The sequence below is a fragment of the Clavibacter rahimiani genome (genome assembly GCF_052654495.1).
In genome coordinates, this window is record NZ_CP199790.1 from 2157290 (window position 1) to 2176055 (window position 18766).

18 protein-coding genes are annotated in these 18766 nt (G+C 75.0%); 6 read left to right on the plus strand and 12 right to left on the minus strand.

Translation table 11 applies throughout. The annotated features are described in order from the left end of the window. The first annotated feature begins 20 nt into the window (after positions 1-20). The 4 genes from ACT7CP_RS10245 to ACT7CP_RS10260 all read left to right on the plus strand — a co-directional run bounded on the left by ACT7CP_RS10245 (position 21) and on the right by ACT7CP_RS10260 (position 4225). Positions 21-923, plus strand: a complete 903-nt coding sequence (locus ACT7CP_RS10245) for a dienelactone hydrolase family protein (protein WP_445442130.1) — start codon at positions 21-23, stop codon at positions 921-923. Positions 924-1165: 242 nt separating this feature from the next. Beyond that, positions 1166-2623: a threonine/serine exporter family protein gene (locus tag ACT7CP_RS10250; RefSeq protein ID WP_445442131.1), complete on the plus strand. Its 1458-nt coding sequence runs from the start codon at positions 1166-1168 to the stop codon at positions 2621-2623. A 92-nt stretch (positions 2624-2715) separates the two neighbouring features. Next, positions 2716-3951 carry an amidohydrolase gene (locus ACT7CP_RS10255; RefSeq protein WP_445442132.1) on the plus strand — a complete coding sequence of 412 codons (1236 nt, stop codon included), beginning with the start codon at positions 2716-2718 and terminating at the stop codon, positions 3949-3951. Between the two features lie 34 nt (positions 3952-3985). Beyond that, positions 3986-4225 carry a PLDc N-terminal domain-containing protein gene (locus tag ACT7CP_RS10260; RefSeq protein WP_445442133.1) on the plus strand — a complete coding sequence of 80 codons (240 nt, stop codon included), beginning with the start codon at positions 3986-3988 and terminating at the stop codon, positions 4223-4225. Positions 4226-4265: 40 nt separating this feature from the next. On the opposite strand, the gene ACT7CP_RS10265 is transcribed toward ACT7CP_RS10260, so the two are convergent. Further along, entirely contained in the window at positions 4266-4748 is a 483-nt protein-coding gene (locus tag ACT7CP_RS10265; protein WP_445442134.1) for a DoxX family protein, read from the minus strand. A gap of 99 nt (positions 4749-4847) precedes the next feature. Here ACT7CP_RS10265 and ACT7CP_RS10270 point away from each other — a divergent pair, with 99 nt between their 5' ends. Further along, entirely contained in the window at positions 4848-5396 is a 549-nt protein-coding gene (locus ACT7CP_RS10270; RefSeq protein ID WP_445442135.1) for a DinB family protein, read from the plus strand. A gap of 16 nt (positions 5397-5412) precedes the next feature. Here the strand turns inward: ACT7CP_RS10270 and ACT7CP_RS10275 are convergent, their stop codons facing one another. From ACT7CP_RS10275 to ACT7CP_RS10290, 4 genes are all read right to left on the minus strand, one after another. Continuing rightward, on the minus strand, positions 5413-6546 hold the full coding sequence (locus tag ACT7CP_RS10275) for a hypothetical protein (RefSeq protein WP_445442136.1): 1134 nt from the start codon (positions 6544-6546) through the stop codon (positions 5413-5415). Continuing rightward, positions 6543-7703 (minus strand): hypothetical protein, encoded by a 1161-nt coding sequence (locus ACT7CP_RS10280; protein WP_445442137.1) that lies wholly within the window; start codon positions 7701-7703, stop codon positions 6543-6545. The genes ACT7CP_RS10275 and ACT7CP_RS10280 overlap by 4 nt, the downstream gene beginning before the upstream one ends. Positions 7704-7847: 144 nt before the next feature. Further along, entirely contained in the window at positions 7848-9089 is a 1242-nt protein-coding gene (locus ACT7CP_RS10285) for an acyl-CoA dehydrogenase family protein (protein WP_445442138.1), read from the minus strand. Continuing rightward, positions 9086-10456, minus strand: coding sequence for an LLM class flavin-dependent oxidoreductase (locus ACT7CP_RS10290; RefSeq protein ID WP_445442139.1), 1371 nt, complete (start codon positions 10454-10456; stop codon positions 9086-9088). Before ACT7CP_RS10290 ends, ACT7CP_RS10285 begins: the two co-directional genes overlap by 4 nt. Positions 10457-10669: 213 nt before the next feature. Between ACT7CP_RS10290 and ACT7CP_RS10295 the strand changes: the two genes are divergently transcribed. Continuing rightward, positions 10670-12160, plus strand: coding sequence for an MFS transporter (locus tag ACT7CP_RS10295; RefSeq protein ID WP_445442140.1), 1491 nt, complete (start codon positions 10670-10672; stop codon positions 12158-12160). Positions 12161-12234: 74 nt separating this feature from the next. Here the strand turns inward: ACT7CP_RS10295 and ACT7CP_RS10300 are convergent, their stop codons facing one another. The 7 genes from ACT7CP_RS10300 to ACT7CP_RS10330 are packed head-to-tail and all read right to left on the minus strand — an operon-like array spanning position 12235 to position 18720. Continuing rightward, the gene (locus tag ACT7CP_RS10300) at positions 12235-12909 is read right to left on the minus strand and encodes a VOC family protein (RefSeq protein ID WP_445442141.1); all 675 of its coding nucleotides are present in this window, start codon (positions 12907-12909) and stop codon (positions 12235-12237) included. Then, positions 12906-13538, minus strand: a complete 633-nt coding sequence (locus tag ACT7CP_RS10305) for an alkylhydroperoxidase domain protein (RefSeq protein ID WP_445442142.1) — start codon at positions 13536-13538, stop codon at positions 12906-12908. Before ACT7CP_RS10305 ends, ACT7CP_RS10300 begins: the two co-directional genes overlap by 4 nt. Further along, positions 13535-14206, minus strand: coding sequence for a CMD domain protein (locus ACT7CP_RS10310; protein WP_445442143.1), 672 nt, complete (start codon positions 14204-14206; stop codon positions 13535-13537). Before ACT7CP_RS10310 ends, ACT7CP_RS10305 begins: the two co-directional genes overlap by 4 nt. Continuing rightward, a complete protein-coding gene (locus ACT7CP_RS10315) occupies positions 14203-15300 on the minus strand; it encodes a putative FMN-dependent luciferase-like monooxygenase (RefSeq protein WP_445442144.1) in 1098 nt (365 codons plus the stop codon). The genes ACT7CP_RS10310 and ACT7CP_RS10315 overlap by 4 nt, the downstream gene beginning before the upstream one ends. Beyond that, on the minus strand, positions 15297-16940 hold the full coding sequence (locus tag ACT7CP_RS10320) for a dipeptide ABC transporter ATP-binding protein (RefSeq protein WP_445442145.1): 1644 nt from the start codon (positions 16938-16940) through the stop codon (positions 15297-15299). The genes ACT7CP_RS10315 and ACT7CP_RS10320 overlap by 4 nt, the downstream gene beginning before the upstream one ends. Further along, complete coding sequence (locus ACT7CP_RS10325) at positions 16937-17788, minus strand: ABC transporter permease (RefSeq protein ID WP_445442146.1); 852 nt, start codon at positions 17786-17788, stop codon at positions 16937-16939. Before ACT7CP_RS10325 ends, ACT7CP_RS10320 begins: the two co-directional genes overlap by 4 nt. Further along, on the minus strand, positions 17785-18720 hold the full coding sequence (locus tag ACT7CP_RS10330) for an ABC transporter permease (protein WP_445442147.1): 936 nt from the start codon (positions 18718-18720) through the stop codon (positions 17785-17787). The genes ACT7CP_RS10325 and ACT7CP_RS10330 overlap by 4 nt, the downstream gene beginning before the upstream one ends. Positions 18721-18766 lie beyond the last annotated feature (46 nt).

Consider the following 18766-nt stretch of genomic DNA (forward strand, 5'->3'; position numbering starts at 1 on the left):
ACCGACACGAGAGATGGCCCATGTCCGTCATGCCCTCCCCGCTCCGCTCGCGTCCCGCGGCCGTCGCCGCGCTCGCCCTCGTCGCCACCCTCGCGATCCCCACCGCCGCCCAGGCCACGACCCCGGCTCACCACGCGGCGCCCGCCTCCACAGCCGCCCACCACCACGCGCCCTTCGCGGTGCGCACGACGGTCGTCCCGAAGACCGCCGTGACGACGTTCGGCGGCGGTACGATCTACGCTCCGCAGGACACCGGCAAGCCCGTCCTCGGCGCCGTCGTCATCACGCCCGGCTTCACGGACACGAACGCCGACGAGAAGGAGATGGCGGAGCTCGTCGCCTCGCAGGGCTTCGTGGCGTTCGCGATCGACACGCTCGACGTGGGCGACCTCCCCGACCAGCGCGCCACCGAGATCCTCGCGGCGGCCGACTACCTCACCGGCCAGAGCGCGGTGAAGGCCGAGGTCTCCGCGAAGGACCTCGCCTTCCTCGGCTACTCGTTCGGCGGCGGCGGCACGTTCCAGGCCGCGCAGGCGCGCCCGTCGGTCAAGGCCGCGATCGGTCTCATGCCGTTCGACATCCCCGACGCGAACGTCCCCGACGCGACGACCCCGTCGTACCCGAAGCTGACGACGCCGAGCCTCGTCATCACCGGCCAGAAGGACGACGTCGCGGACCCGAAGTACTTCGGCAAGCCCATCTACGACTCCATCCCCGTCGGCACGCCGAAGCAGTACCTGGAGCTCACGGGCCTCGGCCACGGCGCGGGCGAGCACGTGCCGGCCCCCACGATCCGCGTCGCGGTCACGGCGTTCCTCAAGCGCTACCTCGACGGCAACAGCGCGTACGCGAAGTACATCTGCCCGGCCCCGAAGGTCGGCGGCCCCATCAGCGCGTCGCTCAGCTCCTGCGGCAAGGGCTGATCCCGCCCGCCCGTCCGCGCGGCGTCCGACCTCCGGGTCGGACGCCACGCGCGTGTCCCCCGACGCGCGCCTAGGGTGGGAGCGATCCACCATCCGCCCCCGCTCGATGCGGGCTGGCCACGAACGGAGCGCTGATCGCGCTGAGCACCACCCCGCCGCCCGCGGATCCGCGTCGCCCCCGCCGGGACCCCGGCGCCGCGCGTCCGCCGCGCCAGCGCCGCCGCCGCGTCAACCCGCAGGAGATGCGCGACGTCCGCGCGCGCCTCCGCGGCACCATCTACGAGGGCACCGAGCCCGCGCACGGCCGCCTCGGCGACCTGTACTCGCCGCGCCAGATCATCGACTTCTGCCTCGACCTCGGCGAGGTCATGCTCGCGAGCGGCGCCGACGTGCGCGCGGTCGAGATCGCCATCGTCGCCGTGAGCACGAAGTGGAACCTCGCGCCGCTCGAGCTCGACATCACGGGCACCGCCATCACGATCCAGTACGCGCCGCTCGAGGGGCCTCCCCTCGTGAAGCTCCGCGTCGTCACGGCCGAGGGCAGCGACCTGCACCGGCTCTCGCTCGTCTACCAGATCGTCGACGAGCTCCTCCACGACGACCGCGACATGACGAGCGCCGTCGACGGGCTCGTCGAGGTGCTCAAGTCGCCGCCGCGCTGGCCGTCGTGGATCACCGACGCGGCCATGGGCCTCTTCGGCGTCTCCGTCTCGCTGCAGGCCGGCGGATCGCTCGCGGGCGCGGTCGGCGCGTTCCTCCTGATGATCGGCGTCATGGTGCTCGGCCGCCAGCTGTCGCGCCGCGGCATCCCGCCGTTCTTCGTGGTCGCCCTGCAGTCGGCGGCCGTCGCCGCGCTCGGCACGCTCGCCATCTGGTGGGGGCTCCTGCCGGCGGGCAGCTCGGCCGCGATGGTGGCGGCCGTGGTGGTGCTGATCCTCCCCCACGTCACGATCGTCACCTGGGCGCAGGACGCCATCTCGGGCTTCCGGGCCATGTCGGTGTCGCGGGCCATGATCATCCTGCTCATCGTCGCGGGCATCGCCGTCGGCATCCCCGGCGGCCTCGCGCTCACCGCGGGCGTCGACATCGAGGTGGATCCGACCGACATCACGCTCCGCGCCCTGCCGTTCTGGATGCTGCTCATCACCACGTTCTTCGCGGCCGGCGCCACCGGGATCACGCAGGGCGCCAACGCGCGCGTGATGCCCGTCGCCATCGCCGTCGCGCTCGTCGGCACCACGTCGCTGTGGCTCCTCAAGGCGGCCGGGGTGCCGCTGCTCGCCGCCACCTTCCTCGTGGCGACGCTGCTCGGCGCGCTGGGGACGGTGGTCGCGGCGCGCCTGCGGGTCTCGGCCACGGCGATCGCGGTGCCGGCGTTCTGCGGATCCCTCCTGCCGTCGCTCGCGGTCGCCTCGGCGCTGCTCAACTCCATGGCGGGCACCTCCGGCGCGACGGGCGCGTTCGTCGGCGCGATGGCGACCACCCTCGCGATCGGCGCGGGCCTCGTGCTCGGCAACCTCCTCGCGACCCCGCAGGCCAGGCGTCACCTCCGCCGCCGCTCCAAGCGGGTGGTCGTGCAGTCGGTGAACCTGGACACGACGCCCATCGGGATCATCCGCGACCCGGCACTGGTGGATCCCGCGCCGGCTCCGACTCCCGCTCCCGCTCCCGCTCCCGGCGGTACCACGGACCTCGGCTGACCGCGAGCGGCACGGGGCCGGCGGAGGGCCGGGCATAGCCTGGCTCCACCTGTCCCCACGAGGGACGCCACCCACCCGCGAGGAGGATCCCCATGGACGTGCACCCCGGTGTCACCCTGCTGGACGACGACGTGCGGGACGCGCACGAGCTGTTCCGCTCGCTGCACGCGCACCCCGAGCTGTCGATGCAGGAGCACGCGACCGCCGCCGCGATCGAGGCGTACCTCGAGGCGATCGGCGCCGAGACCAGCCGCTGCGGCGGCACCGGAGTGGTCGGGATCCTCCGCAACGGCGACGGCCCCGTGGTCGCGTTCCGCGCGGACACCGACGGCCTGCCCATCCTCGAGGAGACCGGCCTCGCGTGGGCCAGCCGCGACACCGGCGTGCAGCGCGACGGCACCGAGGTGCCCACGATGCACGGCTGCGGCCATGACTTCCACGTCGCCGCCGCGCTCACCACGGCGCAGGCGCTCGCCGCGAACCGCGACGCCTGGGCCGGCACCGTCGTCTTCGTGTTCCAGCCCGGCGAGGAGACCGGAGAGGGCGCCCGCGCGATGCTCGCCGACGGCCTCTGGGACCGCGCGCCGCGCCCCGAGGTGATCCTCGGCCAGCACGTGTTCCCGCTCCCCGTCGGCATGGTCGCGACCCGCGAGGGCGCCTTCATGAGCATGTCCGACTCGTGGCGGGTGACCGTGAAGGGCCGCGGCGCCCACGGGTCGCAGCCGCACAACTCCATCGACCCGATCGTCGCCGCCAGCGCCATCGTGCTCCGCCTGCAGACCGTGGTCGCCCGCGAGATCGACCCGCAGGCCGCGGCCGTCGTGACCGTGGGCACGTTCCAGGCGGGCACGAAGGAGAACATCATCCCCGAGCACGCGGTGCTGGGCTTGAGCATCCGGACCTTCGACGTCGCCTTGCGCGAGCGCGTGCTGGCGGCCGTGCGACGGATCATCGTGGCCGAGGCCGCCGCGAGCGGGGCGCCGGAGCCCGAGATCGAGGAGATCGTCTCGTTCCCGCTCAACCGCAACGACCCGGAGGCGACGCGCGGCGTCGTCGCGGCGCTCACGGCGCAGCTCGGGGCGGACCGCGTCGTCGAGTCGCCGCCCATCATGGGCAGCGAGGACTTCGGGATCCTCGGCGAGGCCATCGGCGTGCCCACCGTCTACTGGGCGTTCGGCGGGGTGGAGCCCGAGGCCTACGGCGGCGCGACCCCGCCGCCCGGCAACCACACGCCGCAGTTCGCGCCGACGCTCGAGGGCACCCTCGAGACGGGCGTGAAGGCCGCGACGGCCGCCATCCTCTCGCGCGTCGGGACGGCCCGGGCCTAGGGTCGTCGGACACGATCACGGAGGAGGCACCACCATGTCGGATGCGCTGATCGCCGGGGCCGTCGTCGCCCCGCTCGCCCTCGCGTACGTCGCGCTCGTCGCGGCGGCGCTGGTGCAGGTCGTCCGCGACCGGTCCCTCGCCGGCTTCGCGCGCGACCTGTGGGTCGTCGCCATCGTGCTGTTCCCCGTGCTCGGCGCGATCGCCTGGTTCGGCGTCGGGCACCGCACGGGCGAGGCGCAGCGCGCCGTCCAGCGGCTGCGACTCCGCCTCTAGCCGCTCCGCCGACGCTCCCGCGCCCGCCGCTCGACCCTGGTCAGCGGCGGGCGCGCCTGTTTCGCCAGGCCGACCAGGCGCCGGTCGACCAGAGCGCCCAGATCACGAGGAGCGGCTGGAAGACGAGCCGGATCGCGCGCGCGGCGTCGGTCTCCAGCCCGAAGGCCGGCGTGCGGGTGACGAGCTGCGACACGTTGCCCGGGAAGATCGCGACGAAGAAGACGGCCACCACGAGCCCGACCCACACCCGCCAGCGCCCCAGCAGCACGAGCGCGAGGCCGAGCAGGATCTCGACCACGCCCGACGCGAGCACCACGAAGTCGGGGTCCATCGGCAGCCACGTCGGCACCTGCGCCTGGAACGACTGCCGCGCGACCGTGAGGTGGCCGGTGCCGGCGAGGATCAGCACGAGGCCGAGCAGGATCCGCGCGAGCGTGCGCGGGAGGGAGCGCCGGCCGCCGTCCGGGGCGATGCGCGGGTCGGTGGTCGCGGCACGCGGGCGGGAGGCGGGGCTCGAGGTCATGCGCCCAGTCTGACCCGGGGCGGATGCGCGGGCGCTCCACGCGGATCCCCGCGTCCGCAGCCCTTCCCCGGGTGCCGGGACCCGCCCTAGGCTCCCGCCATGAGCGACAGCCCCGACACCGCGGGCGGCGCGGACGCCGACGTCCTCGGCCCCGACGACCGCCCCCTCCCGCCGCGCGCCGACGAACGCGCCTGCCTTACCGGCTTCCTCGCGCTCAACCGCGCCACCGTGATCCGCAAGGCCCGCGGCCTCTCCGACGCCGACGGCGCGCGGCGGGTCCTCCCGAGCGCCACGTCGATCTCCGGCGTGCTGCGCCACCTGGCCGACGTCGAGCGGTCGTGGACCGTCGAGACCATGGAGGCCGGCGACTACGCCCGGCGCTTCGGGGGCGACGACGACCCCGACGGCGAGTGGCGCGTCGGCCCCGAGGACTCCCTCGCGGAGATCGTCGCGGACTACGAGCGGGCCTGCGCGGAGAGCGACGCCGTCATCGCGCGGCACGACCTCGACGACATCGCGGCGGCCGGGCCGCCCGAGGAGATGCCGTCGCTGCGCTGGATCGTGGTGCACCTCATCGAGGAGACGGCGCGCCACGCGGGCCACGTCGACGCGATCCGGGAGCTCGTCGACGGCGTAACGGGCGAGTGACGCGGGCGGCGGCGGGTCACGCGAGGACGGCCACCGCGATCCACCACACGATGGCGAGGAGGACCGGCACGCCCACCGCGACGACGCCGCCGAGCGTCGGCCGCATCCGCAGCCGCCGCACGCGCCTCGGCCGGGAGGCCCGCCCCGTGTCCGGGAGGCCCATGGCGGCGAGGACGGCGTCGAGCGCGGACGGATCCTCCGGCCGCTCGAGGCGATCGGCCCGCCAGCGCTCCCAGCGGTCGACCTTGGCGACGAGCGCGGTCGTCGCCTCGATCACGTCGCGCCAGCGCTCCGGGTCGCGCGTCACCACGTCGTCGTGCGAGGTGAGCAGCAGGCGGTCGCCCGCGATCTCGACGTCGAGGCCGCGCACGCGGTCGATGAGCACGGCGAGCACGTCGGGCGTGAAGAGGTAGAGGGCGTCGCGCTCGCTCCCCTCCGGGCAGTAGAGCGCGAAGTGCCGGTCGAAGTCGCCCTCGAGCGAGAGGCGCTGATCCCGGTCGGGCTGCCGCGCGGCCGAGAGGGCGCGTCGGAGCGCACCCCGCCGGGCGATCACGCGGATGTGCGGCATCTCGGCCCCGAGCCGGATCATCGCGTACCCGCCGAAGCGCGGCGACCCGTTCCGTCGTCCGGACGCGACGATCTCGTGGTTGCCGAACTCGACGCCGGGCGCCGCGATCGGCCGCATCACGCGCGTGAGGTCGAGGTAGCGGCGCGCGGATCCGAAGTGCCCGTCGGACATGGGCCCCGGCAGGTACGACATGCCGTTCGCCTCGCCGAAGCGGACGAGGCGCAGGTGGGCGCGGTAGCCGCCGCGGCGGCCGCGCGAGCGGATCACCCAGCTGCCGAAGACGATCAGCATGAGGAGGAAGATCGCGCCGATGAGCCCCTGGAACACGACCTCCTCGCCGGCGTCGGGCTCGCCCTCCTGCAGGGTGTCGACGACGATCCCCGCCAGGAGGACGAGCGCCAGGGCGCTGATCCACGTGAGGAGGACCATGAGCGCGGTGCGTCCCCTCACCCCGATCCCCTCCGCCTCCGGGTGCGCCCGGCGGAACTCCCGTCGGAACGCGCGGAGGTCGCGGCGGCGGATGCGGTCGGTGAGCGGGGCCGTGTCGAGGCGGGACCGCGTGAGGGCCCGATCGCCGCTCACGGGAGCGTCGTGATCAGGAAGCCCAGGCCGACGAAGACGGCGGCCAGCAGGCAGAGCAGGAGGAGGCCGACCGTCGGCCGCATCCGGAGGCGCCGTCCGGCCGCCGCGACGCCGCGCGAGCGCCGGGGGCGGCGACGGGCCTTCCCGGGGGCGGGCACGGCGAGCGCGTCGTCGGATGCCGTCAGCACCGACTCCTCGACGCCCTCGAGCGACGCGAGCCGGTCATCCCGCCAGCGCTCCCAGCGGTCGACCTTCCCCAGGAGGGCGGCGGTCGCGTCGATGACGTCACGCCAGCGGTCGGGATCCAGGGTCACCATGTCGGCCGGCGAGCGCAGCAGCAGGCGGTCGCCGCGGATCTCCACGTCGAAGCCGCGCACCCGGTCGACGAGCACGGCCATCACGTCCGGCGTGAAGAGGTAGAGGGCGTCGCGCTCGTAGCCCTCCGGGCAGTAGAGCGCTGCGTGCTCATCGAAGTCGCCCTCGAGCTCGAGGCGCTGCGAGCGCGCCACGTCGACGGTCGGCGTCATCGCCCGGCGGAGGCGCGTGCGGTTGGCGACCACCTGGATGTGGGGCAGCTCGCGCCGCAGCCCGATCATCGCGTAGCCGCCGAACTGGGTGATGCCCCGGAAGTCCGAGGTGCGGCTCAGCTCGTGGTTGCCGAACTCCACCGGGCGCGCGGTGCGGGGGCGCATGATCCGCGTGACGTGCATGCCGCGCGCGGCCTCGCCCATGTGCCCGTCGGCGAGCGGGCCGGGCGTGTAGCTGAGCCCGTTGACCCGACCGAAGCGCGCGAGCCGGTAGTGGGCGCGGAGGGTGCTGCGGCGCCGGCGGGTGCGGATCAGGTACCAGGCGAAGAAGACGCCGGCTCCCAGCATCGGGATCCCGAAGACGGCCATGCCGAGCGCGTCGCCGCGCGTCTCGGGCTCGGAGGCGAAGATCGCGCCGAGCACCCCGACGAGCAGCAGGACGCCGCCGAGCGGGATCGCGAGCGCGGCGAGGAGACCCATCCCGATGCGGCCGACGAGGAGCAGCGGTGACACGAGCACCGGGAACCGCGCGGCGAACTCGCGGCGGAACCGGCGGAGGTCGTCGCGGTCGATGCGGCCGGTCAGCGGCGTCGTGTCCAGCTGCGGGCGGCTGGGCGCGTGCGTCGTCATGGATCCCCCGGTCCGCGGGCCCCGATCCCGCCCGTCCACCGTACCGAGCGCGGGCGGAGCTCCCGGTCGCTCCGACGCCCCCAGGTCGGGCGGCACGGCGGGCTGCGGGGACGGGTCAGCGCAACCGGCTCGACGCGCGCGGGCTCAGCGCGGGAACGCCGTCGCGCCCACCTTCTCGTACGCGGCCCACGCCGCGACCGGGCCGCGGCCCGCGACCGCGTACTCGCCGATCGCCCGGCTCTTGTAGATCGCCGGGTTGTGGCTCGCGACGACGCGCGCGTTCCGCCAGTGCCGGTCGAGCGCGCGCTCCCGGAACGTGGCGGAGGCTCCCCCGACCTCGAACAGCAGGGTCGCCGCGGCGGGCACCTGCTCGACCGCGTGCACCTGCGCCTGGTAGACGGCGTTCTCGGCGGCGTCGAGCGTCGGCCGGTCGAGGGCCTCGCCGGGGGGAGCGGTGGCGACGGCGGCGTCGAGCAGGGCGGCCGCCGCGAGGGTGGTGGCGCGCACGGCGAACGCGGCCGTGGAGATCCGGCCGACGACGTCGAGCACCTGCGGGTCGTCCTTCGGGAGGGCCGCGTTGGCGTGGATGTAGGTGCGCGTGCGGCTCCGCACGTACGCGACAGCGTCCCGCTCGACCTCCTGCGCGATCCCCGCCAGCACGGCGACGAGGTGCAGCTGGTAGAAGGCCTGGATGTGGCTCAGCGGCGCCTCGCGGTAGGCCGTGACGGTCGCCGGATCCACCTCCACCCCGGCGAAGGTCGTGGTGCCGCTCGCCGTGAGGGTCTGGCCGAACGCGTCCCAGTCGTCGACCGCGGTGACGCCGGGCGCATCGGTCGGGATCGCGAGCGTCACGCGCTCGACGCCGTCCGCCGCCTGGCGTCCCGCGGCGAGGTAGATCCAGTCGGAGTAGAGCGTGCCCGTCGAGTAGTACTTGGTGCCGTCGAGGAAGCACCGGCCGTCGCGCTCGGTGAGCGTGGTGGAGATGTCGGCGAGGGTGTTGCCGGTCTGCTCGCTCGTGGCGTTGCCGACGATCGCGCCGTCGGCGATGCGGCGGATCCACTCGTCCCGCGCCTCCCCCGCCGGCCGGCGGAGCACGAGCTCGACGTAGCCGAAGTGGCCGCGGAGCAGGTGGCCGACGTTGGCGTCCGCGGCCGACAGCTCGACGACGAGCTCGACGAGCTGCGCGAGCGACGCCCCGCGACCCCCGTCGGCGACGGGCAGCCGGATCGCGCCGAACCGGGCGTCGCGGAGGAGCGCGACGGCGTCGAAGGCGAGCTCCCGGTCGCGCTCGCGGGCGACGGCGCCCTCCCGGATCCGGTCGAACAGCGGCAGGAACTCGGCCCGCAGGTCCGCGGTGGACGCACCCGTCGCCGAGCCGTGCGTCACGAGAACGCGCCCCGGTACGCCGCCGCCGGGTGCGACTCCGGCAGACGGTCGCGCCCGGTGAGCTTGTGCCGGAGCGTGCCGGGCTCGTACTCGCGCTGCTGCAGGCCGCGCTCCTGGAGCACGGGCGTGACGTGGTCGACGAAGTCCTCGTAGCTGCCGGGCAGGGTCCAGTTGATGACGTTGATCCCGTCCACGCCCGCCTCCTGCCAGCCCGCGAGCACGTCCGCGATCTGCTCGGGCGTGCCGACGACGCGTCCGCGCAGCTTCGCGGAGAGCCGCGCGAGGTCGGCGATGGTCGGCTCGCGGTCGGGCGACGCCTCCCGCAGCCAGGTGAGGTGGCTCTGCCCGGCCTGCGTCTCGACCTGCGACAGCGGCGTCGCCGGATCCAGCTGCTCGCCCGTCTTCGGATCGAAGCCGAGGTTGGAGTGCAGGAGGAAGCCGTCGGCGCTCAGGTACTCGTCGATCTCGGCCTCGTTGCGCTTCGCCTCCTCCTCCGTGCTGCCCGTGATGAAGGAGAGCCCGAGCCAGAAGGAGAGGTCGTCCGCGCGTCGGCCGGCGTCCACGGCGAGCGCCCGGGTGTCCTCGATGAGGGCGCGGGTCTTCTCCGGCGTCGACGACAGGATGAACTGCGCCTCCGCGTTCCGGGCGGCGAAGCGGCGACCCACGGGCGAGGATCCGGCCTGGAAGAGCACGGGCGTCCGCTGCGGCGACGGCGACGACAGGTGCGGGCCCGCGACCTTGTAGCGCGGCCCCTCGTGGTCGATGCGGTGGATCCTCGACGCGTCCGAGAACACCCCGCGCTCCTTGTCGCGCTGGAGCGCGTCGTCGTCCCACGAGCCCTCCCACAGCTTGTAGACGACGTCGAGGTACTCGTCGGCCCAGGCGTAGCGGGCGTCGTGGTCCTCGAGGCCGTCGTGGCCGAAGTTGCGGGCGGCGCCGTCGAGCGCGCTGGTCACGACGTTCCAGGCGATGCGGCCCTTCGAGATGTGGTCGAGCGTGGAGACCTTGCGCGCGAAGTCGAACGGGTGCGCCTGCAGCACGGAGCTCGTGAACGCGAAGCCGAGGTGCTCGGTGCTCACGGCGAGCGCGGAGATCAGCACCTGCGGGTCGTTGCTCGGGAACTGGAGGCCCTCGCGCGCGTTCACGTCGTAGGCGCCGTCGCCCGGTCCGTAGAGCCCGACCACGTCGGCGAAGAACATGGCGTCGAAGCGGCCGCGCTCGAGCGTCCTGGCGAGATCCACCCACAGCTGGACGTCGTCGAACTCGTGCTGCCTCGCCGACGGGTGCCGCCACAGCCCGTGCTGGATGTGGCTGGCGGTGTTCATCACGAACGCGGCGAAGCGGAGGGGAGGTCGAACGTCGGGCATGTGGATCCTCTCGTCGAGGTCCCACCCTCCCATCCGGTTCCCCGGCCGCCGGAATCCGCCGGCCCGTGTGTGACGCGGCGTTACCGGCCCGCGTTACGCGACGTGACCGCGCCCCTTCCCCGGTCGCGGGAACACGGGCACGGTGGGCGGCACCCGAGCGGATCCCCGCCCGGCCCGCTCCCCCTGCACCGCAGCCGCACCGCTGGAGACACCATGACCACCGCACCGCCCGCCGCATCTGCCGCGTCGTCCGCGTCGTCCGCCGGCGCCGATCCCGCCGGATCCGCCCCCGAGGCCCCCGCCGACGTCGCGCGCCGCCGACGCCGCGTCCTCACCGCGTCGTTCGTCGGCACCACCGTCGAGTACTACGACTTCTACCTCTACGCCACGGCGTCCGCGCTCGTGTTCGGCAGCCAGTTCTTCCCGAACCAGACGCCCGCGGTCGCGCTGCTGTCCTCGTTCGCCGCGTACGGCGTCGGCTTCCTCGCCCGGCCCATCGGCGGGATCGTCGCCGGCCACCTCGGCGACCGCATCGGCCGCAAGCGCATGCTCGTCTACTCGCTCGTGCTCATGGGGATCGCGTCGACCCTCATCGGCGTCCTGCCCACCTACGCGACCATCGGGCTCGCGAGCGTCGTCGGCCTCGTGCTCCTGCGCCTCGTGCAGGGCATCGCGGCGGGCGCAGAGTGGGGCGGATCCGCGCTGCTGTCCGTCGAGCACGCCCCCGCCCACCGCCGCGGCCTCTTCGGCGCGTTCACGCAGATGGGCTCCGCGGGCGGCATGCTCCTCGCGACCGGCGTCTTCGCCGCGACCCGCTTCACGCTCGGCGAGGAGCAGTTCCTCGCCTGGGGCTGGCGGCTGCCATTCCTCCTCAGCGCCGTGCTCGTGGGCGTCGGCCTCGTGATCCGCCTCCGCGTGGAGGACGCCGCCGAGTTCACGGAGATCAAGGCCTCGGGCAAGGTGGAGCGCTTCCCGCTCGGCGTGGTGCTCCGGAAGCATCCGCGCGCCGTGCTGATCACCGCGGGCCTCCGCCTCGTGCAGCCCGCGCTCTACTCGATCCTCACCGTCTACACGCTGTCCTACCTCGCGTCGAAGCGCGGCGACTCGGGCGTCGCCCTCACCTCGGTGCTGATCGTCTCGGCGCTCAGCGTGCTCACCACGCCCCTCTGGGGCTGGATCTCCGACCGGGTGGGCCGCCGCCGCCTCACCATCGCGAGCGCCGCCGGCATCGGGATCCTCATCTGGCCGTTCTTCGCGTTCCTCGACTCCGGCCCGCTCCTGCTCCTGCCGCTCGTCTTCGCGCTCGGCATGAACGTCTTCCACGACTCGATCTACGGCCCCCAGGCCGCGTGGTTCGCCGAGCAGTTCCCGACCGGCGTCCGCTACAGCGGCGTCTCGCTCGGCTACCAGGTGGGCAGCATCTTCTCCGTCGGACTCACGCCGCTGCTCGCGGTGCTGTTCCTGCAGTGGGGGAACGGATCGCCGTGGATCCTGTGCGCGTACATCGGGTTCTACGCGGTGCTCACGATCACGGCCGCGGTCCTCGCGAAGGACCCGGCGCGGGAGGCGATCGCGGCGCGGCGGGCGGAGGCGGCGTCGGCGTCCGCGTCGGCGTCGGACGCGGAGGCCGTGCATCCCGCGGTGGCCGTGGCGGGATCCGCGGGCACGGACGGCCGGGAGCGTGAGCGCGCGACCGCCCGCTAGGGCAGCACGACGCGAGGCGGTGGCCGGGAGCGATCCCGGGCACCGCCTCGCGTCGTATCGTGCTGCCGCCCGGGTCAGAGGTCGACCGGCGTCCCGTCGGCCCGGCGCACCCGCAGCGCGTAGCCGTCGCGGGGGCCCGTCGCGAGATCCGCGAGGGATCCCGGCGGGAGGTCGAGGGCGGCGCGGGCGGCCTCGGTGGGCGTCGGATCCCCCGCGGTCTGCGTGAACGCGAGCAGCTCGACGGCCGGGCCGATCGTGGTGCCCGGCTGCGGCGTGGATCCCCAGTCGATGAGGAACGGCACGTCCGGGCGGTCGCCGCGCGGGTGCGTGAGGCGCCATTCGAGGAGGGTGCCGTCGGGCGTGCGCCGGGACAGGTCCGACACGGGTCCCGGATCCTCGCCCCGCTCGCGCGCCCGGGCCGCGACGTCGGCGATGCCGGCCGGGTGGACCGCGTACGTGACGACGCGCGGCGCCGTCAGCTCGGCGATCCCGAAGCGCGTGGGCATCGCCCGGTCGACGCGCGCCGGATCCGGGCCGATGAGCTCGAGGTACCACGGCCCGCGGACGCCGTCGACCGTGAACGCGACGAGCGCGTTCGCGGTGCCGCTGGGGTGCACGCCCCCGGGCTCGGCCTCGACGCCCGTGCGCTCGGCGAACCACGCGACGAGGGCCGCGAGGTCCGGGCCGGCGATGACGACGTGGTCGAGGAGCGCGGGCACGGCGTCGCGTGCGACGGGTGCGGCGCTCACGCGCCCGCTCCGCGTCGGGCCGCGGGCACCTCGGGCTCGCCGAGGGACAGCATCAGCCGGTTCGCCCAGTTGAAGAACGCGGCGCCGTTGATCACGTCGACCACGGCCGCGTCGTCGAGGCCGGCCGCGCGGAGGCGGGCGACGTCGGCGGATCCGAACGCGAGCGGCGTCGACGCGAGCGCCACCGACGCGGCGACCACGGCGTCCCACCGCTCGTCGCCGAGCACGGCGTCGGTGCCCTCGTCGAGGAGGCGCTGCACGTCGTTCTCGCGACCGGAGAAGCGGGTCGCCGCGGCGGCGTGCACGGACGCGCAGAACACGCAGCCGTTGGCGCGCGAGGTGGCGGCCGCCGCGAGCTCCCGCTCCGCGCGGCCGATGCCGCCGTCGGGGTTGTGGAAGATGTCGAGGTCGGTCAGCGTGCGGGCCTCGAGGGCGGCCGGATCCCGCGCCAGCAGCCGGAAGTACGGCATGCGCGCGCGGGCGGGCTCGATCAGGGCGGCGCGCTGGACGTCGTCGAGGGCGTCCTCGGCCACGGGCTCGAGCCAGGGCACCCAGCCGAGGCCCTGCTGCGTGAACGCGTCGGGGCGGGCGAGGTCGACGGGGTCGGTGACGGGATCGACGGCGGTCATCGGGCGGCTCCTGCCGGGTCGGGGGTGGATGCGGGGCCGGCGGCGGGCTCCGCGGTCGCGTCAGCGGGATCGGCGGCGAGCACCGTGAGCCCCCACGCGACGCGCAGCTGGAAGGTGAGGAACGCGATCAGCTGCGAGAGGCTCACGATCTCGTCGGGCGTCCAGCCGGCGGCGCCGAGCGCGCGGAGGGCCGCGGGGTTCGACTCGCGCGCGCGGATCACGAGCAGGTGCGCGTGCGCGAGCGCCGCGGCCAGCCGCGTGCCGAGGGCGTCGTGCGCGGCGGCGTCCGGCTGCCAGGGCTCCCCGGGCACGCTCTCGTCGGCGAGGCCCGGCTCCCGGTAGGCGCCGGTCGGCCCCGCGGTCGCGGCGGCGCGGGCGGCCCGGTCGACGACGGGCGCGAGCTCCGCGTCGGCGTCGCCGAGCAGGTCGGCGTAGAAGGCGGCGGCCCGCTCGGATCCGTGCAGCCCGGCCACGAACGCGGCCACGGCGTACCGCTCCGCGTACCCGAAGGCGCCGGGATCCGCGGGCTCCAGCAGCGCCTCGAAGCTCCGCTGGGCGTTGGCGCGGGCGTCGGGGCGCAGGTCGCGCACGCGGCTCAGCGGGTGGTCGGGCGCGAGGCCGGCCAGCAGGTCGATCACGTCGGCGCGGGCGGTGTCGGATCCGGTCATGAGGCTCCTCCTCGTGCGGGGGTCAGGCGTGCGGGGGTCGGGGTGCGGTCGGCGATGCCGAGGTGCGCGTCGCGGAGGCCGTCGGCGGCGGCTCCTCCGGTGGCGAGGCCGAGGCGCGGCGCGACCTCGGCGCCCAGCAGCTCCAGGCTCCGCAGGGTGAGCGCGTGCGTGGCGGGGATGGAGTGCACCTGGAACGAGACGTCGGTCGCCGCGTCGAGCGTGCGGTCGGCGGCGAGGCCGTCCGCGACCTCGTCGACCGTGCCGAGGTGCGTGTCGGTCACCCGGAGCACGGCGTCGAGGTCGAGGGAGTCCGCCGCGTCCCCCACGATCGTGCGGGCGAAGCGGCGGAGGGCGGGCTCGGCGAGGGCGCGGGCGGCGGTGACGTCGGCCGGATCCACCACGAGCGCCGTGCGCGACGCGAGCACCCGCTCGGGAGCGCCCGCGGGCAGCGCCTCCCGGTAGGCGTCGATGATCGGCAGCTGCAGCTCGTGCAGCGGCGCGTCGGGCGCGGTGTCGGGGCGCGGCTGCGTGCGGGAGAGCATGAGGCCGTCGCCGCGGGATCCGATGCGCGCGCCGCCCGCCGCCGAGAACGTGCCCTGCCAGATGCGGGCCGAGAGCGTCGGCGCGGGCGGGTAGATGCGCGAGTCCGTGCCGCGCACCCCGCGGCCGTCGAGCGCGTCGAGCAGCACCTGGAGGTGATCCTGGAAGAGGGCGTGCCGCTCCCCGGGGTCGCGTCCGAACGCCGGGAACGACGCGGGCGTGCCGCCGCTCGCGAGGCCGAGCTGCACGCGTCCGCCGCTCAGGAGGTCGAGCACGGCGGCGTCCTCGGCGGCCCGCAGCGGGTCCTCGATCGGCAGCGTGAGCACCGCCGTGCCGAGGCCGATGCGCGACGTGCGCGCGGCGGCCGCCGCGAGGAACACGAACGGGGACGGCAGCCCGCCGCCCTCCTCGCCGAAGTGGTGCTGCGCGAGCCAGACGGACGCGAACCCGTGCCGCTCGGCGTGCTGGATCTGCTCCAGCGCCGCCTCGTAGCGCTCCGCGGGCGTGCCGGCGTCGAGCACGCGGCCGAAGAAGCCGAGCCGGGCGCCGGTCATGCGCGCGCCCCCTCGTCCTCGCGGGCCGGGCGACCGGTGCCGGGGATCGCCCGGATCAGCTCCCTCGTGTACTCGTGCTGCGGATCGTGGAACACGTCGTCCACCCGTCCTCCCTCGACCTGCCGGCCGCGCCGGAGCACGGAGACCGTGTCGGCGATCTGCCGCACGACCGCGAGGTCGTGCGAGATGAACACGTACGTGAGCCCGAGCTCGGACTGCAACCGCGCGAGCAGGCGCAGCACCTGCGCCTGCACGGTCACGTCGAGCGCCGAGACGGCCTCGTCGAGCACCACCAGCTCGGGCCGGAGGATGAGCGCACGGGCGATCGCGACGCGCTGCCGCTGGCCGCCGGACAGCTCCCGCGGGTGCCGCTCGGCGGTCTCGGGTGGCAGGTCGACGAGCCGCAGGTGCTCGGCGACGGCCTCCCGGCGTGATGCCGCGTCGCCGCCGTCGCGGAAGTTGAGCAGCGGCTCGCGGACGATCTGCGCGACGGTCTGGCGCGGATCCAGCGACCCGAACGGGTTCTGGTGCACGAGCTGCACCGTGCGCCGGGACTCCCGGAGCGCGCGCCCGCGGAGCGCGGTGACGTCGACGCCGCCGACCCGGACGGTGCCCGCGGTCGGCCGGTCGAAGCCCGCGATGGCGCGGCCGATGGTGGTCTTGCCGGAGCCCGACTCCCCCACGATCGCGTGCGTCGTGCCGCGCGGCACCGCGAAGGAGACGTCGTCGACGGCGACCAGCGGCGAGGATCCGCGTCGCCGGAACTCGCGCCGGAGCCCCGCGACCTCCACGAGCGGCGGCGCCGAGACGTCGACGACCGCGGGCCGCCGCTCCACCACCTGGCGGAACGACGGCGCGTCCGCGAGGAGCGCGCGCGTGTACGGCGAGGCGGGCGCGGCGAGCACGCGGGAGGCGGGTCCCTGCTCCTGCACGCGGCCCCGCTGCAGGACGACCACGTCGTCGGCGCGCTCGGCGGCCACCGCGAGGTCGTGCGTGATCATCAGCACGCCCACGCCGGTTTCCGCGCGGAGCCCGTCGAGCAGGTCGAGCACGCGGCGCTGCACGGTCACGTCGAGGGCGCTGGTGGGCTCGTCGGCGATGATCAGCTCGGGCTCCAGCGCGATCGCCGCGGCGATGAGCACGCGCTGGCGCATGCCGCCGGAGAGCTCGTGCGGGTACTGCCGGGCGCGGGTCTCGGGGTCGTCGATGCCGACGCGCTCGAGGAGGTCGAGCACGCGGGCCCGGTTCCGGCGGCGGTCGCGGGATCCGTGGATGCGGAGGCCCTCGGCGACGCTCTGGCCGATGGTGGCGACGGGGTCGAGCGAGCTGCCCGGATCCTGCGGCACGAGCCCGATGCGGCGCCCGCGGATGCCGCGGAGCCGGGACTCCCCGATGCCCACCAGCTCCGTGCCGCGGAGCGCGACGGCGCCGCCCGCGATGGTCCCGTTCTGCGCGAGCAGCCCGACGACGGCCTGCGCGACGGACGACTTGCCGGATCCGGACTCGCCGACGAGCGCGGTGACGCGGCCGGCGGCGACCTCGAAGGAGACGCCGTCGACGGCCGTGCGCGTGCCCGCCGCCGTGCGGTAGTCGACCCGGAGGTCGCGCACGGCGAGGAGCGGGGGCGTGGGATCGGTCATGCGAGCTGCCCTCCTCGGATGGACTGGCTGATGCGGTTGGTGGCGAGCACGACCGCGACGACCACGGCGCCCGGCAGCACGGTGAGCCACCACGCGGTGGCCACGTAGTCGCGACCCTCGGCGACGAGGAGGCCCCATTCGGGCGTGGGCGGCGGGGCGCCGTAGCCGAGGAAGCCGAGGGTGGAGATCTGCAGGATCGCGGACCCGAAATGGAGCGCCGCGAGGGCGATCACGGGCGTGAGGGAGTTGGGCAGCACGTGCCGGCGGAGCACCTGCACGAGCGTGCCGCCGGATCCGTAGGCCGCCTCGACGTACTCGCTCACGCGCACGCGCACGACCTCCGCGCGGGAGAGCCGGGCGAACACGGCGATGGAGGTGACGCCCACCGCGATGGCGGCGTTCGTGGTGCCGAAGCCCAGCAGGATCACGATGCTCAGGGAGAGCAGCAGCCCGGGGATCGCGAGCAGCACGTCGACGAGCCGCATGAGGACGTCGTCGACGATGCCGCCGACCGCCCCCGCGACCACGCCCAGCAGCGTCCCGACGACGAGCCCGACGAGCACGGCGACGACCGCGCCCACGACGGACTGCGACGCCCCGAACACGACGCGCGTGTAGAGGTCGCGACCGGTGGCGTCGGTGCCGAACCAGTGCGCGGCGCTCGGCGCCTGCAGCGACGGCGCGACCGAGGCCGTGGGGCTGCCGGATGCGAACAGCTGCGGCGCGACCGCCCACAGCAGCATCACGAGCACGACGAGCACGGGGACGGCGAGCCCCCACGCGAGGCGGGCCCGGCTGGCGGGACGCGCGCGGGGCGCGTCGAGGGTGGCGAGCGTGGTGGCGCTCATCGCGCACCTCCTCTGCGCAGGCGCGCGTCGAGGACCGGATAGAGGAGGTCGACCACGAGGTTGATCACGACGTAGGCGACGGTGGAGAGCACGACGACGGCGAGCAGCACCGGGCTGTCGCGGCTGGCGACGGCCTGGACGGTGAGCTGGCCGACGCCCGCGCGGCCGAACACGGCCTCGGTGACGACGGCCCCGCCGACGAGCTCGCCGAACAGGAGCCCGGCCATGGTCAGCGTCGGCAGCAGCGCGTTCCGGCCGACCCCGTGGAGGAGCAGCCACGGCGTGCCGGCGCCGCGCGAGCGCACCACCTGCACGAACGGCATCGCGGAGACGTCGTCGATGCTGCGGATGAGCACCTGCGCGAGCGGCGCCGCGATCGGCACCGCGATGGTGAGCACCGGGAGGATCAGCGCCTCGCCGGGGCTCGCCCCGATCAGCGGCACGAGCCCGAAGCGGAACGACAGCACCTGGATGAGGATGATCCCCACCCAGAACACGGGCAGCGAGACGAGCAGCGGCGGCAGGTCGCGGAAGATGCGGCGGATCCAGCGGGCGCCGCCGTAGGTCGCGAGGAACGCGATCGGCACGGCCAGCACCACGGCCACGACGAGTCCCAGCACGGCGAGCACGAGCGTCGACGGGATCGCGGTGGCGAGCAGCGTGGACACGGCCGCGCCGCTCTGCACCGAGTACCCGAGCTGCCCCTGGAGGAACGCGCCCGCGGACTCGCCGAGCCGCACGATCAGCGGCCGGTCGGCGCCGTAGGACTCGCGGATCGCGGCGAGCTGCTCGGGCGAGAGGCCGAGCTCGGGGCTGCCGTAGCGGGCGAGCACGGCGTCGCCGGGGAGCGCCGCGAGCAGCACGTAGGCGACGACGTAGGCGAGCACCAGCACGACGACGGCCTGGCCGGCGCGGCGGAGGACGTAGCTCATCGCGGTCCCCCTCGCCGTGCCGGCTGCCGCGCCGTCGCGCGCGACG

Bases quoted from the DNA above. Each gene is read 5' to 3' on its own strand.
- ACT7CP_RS10255 (WP_445442132.1), top strand. From the start codon at position 2,716: ATGGACGTGCACCCCGGTGTCACCCTGCTGGACGACGACGTGCGGGAC.
- ACT7CP_RS10245 (WP_445442130.1), top strand. From the start codon at position 21: ATGTCCGTCATGCCCTCCCCGCTCCGCTCGCGTCCCGCGGCCGTCGCC.
- ACT7CP_RS10295 (WP_445442140.1), top strand. From the start codon at position 10,670: ATGACCACCGCACCGCCCGCCGCATCTGCCGCGTCGTCCGCGTCGTCC.
- ACT7CP_RS10320 (WP_445442145.1), bottom strand. From the start codon at position 16,940: ATGACCGATCCCACGCCCCCGCTCCTCGCCGTGCGCGACCTCCGGGTC.
- ACT7CP_RS10270 (WP_445442135.1), top strand. From the start codon at position 4,848: ATGAGCGACAGCCCCGACACCGCGGGCGGCGCGGACGCCGACGTCCTC.
- ACT7CP_RS10310 (WP_445442143.1), bottom strand. From the start codon at position 14,206: ATGACCGGATCCGACACCGCCCGCGCCGACGTGATCGACCTGCTGGCC.
- ACT7CP_RS10305 (WP_445442142.1), bottom strand. From the start codon at position 13,538: ATGACCGCCGTCGATCCCGTCACCGACCCCGTCGACCTCGCCCGCCCC.
- ACT7CP_RS10250 (WP_445442131.1), top strand. From the start codon at position 1,166: ATGCGCGACGTCCGCGCGCGCCTCCGCGGCACCATCTACGAGGGCACC.
- ACT7CP_RS10325 (WP_445442146.1), bottom strand. From the start codon at position 17,788: ATGAGCGCCACCACGCTCGCCACCCTCGACGCGCCCCGCGCGCGTCCC.
- ACT7CP_RS10265 (WP_445442134.1), bottom strand. From the start codon at position 4,748: ATGACCTCGAGCCCCGCCTCCCGCCCGCGTGCCGCGACCACCGACCCG.
- ACT7CP_RS10260 (WP_445442133.1), top strand. From the start codon at position 3,986: ATGTCGGATGCGCTGATCGCCGGGGCCGTCGTCGCCCCGCTCGCCCTC.
- ACT7CP_RS10315 (WP_445442144.1), bottom strand. From the start codon at position 15,300: ATGACCGGCGCCCGGCTCGGCTTCTTCGGCCGCGTGCTCGACGCCGGC.
- ACT7CP_RS10280 (WP_445442137.1), bottom strand. From the start codon at position 7,703: ATGACGACGCACGCGCCCAGCCGCCCGCAGCTGGACACGACGCCGCTG.
- ACT7CP_RS10290 (WP_445442139.1), bottom strand. From the start codon at position 10,456: ATGCCCGACGTTCGACCTCCCCTCCGCTTCGCCGCGTTCGTGATGAAC.
- ACT7CP_RS10330 (WP_445442147.1), bottom strand. From the start codon at position 18,720: ATGAGCTACGTCCTCCGCCGCGCCGGCCAGGCCGTCGTCGTGCTGGTG.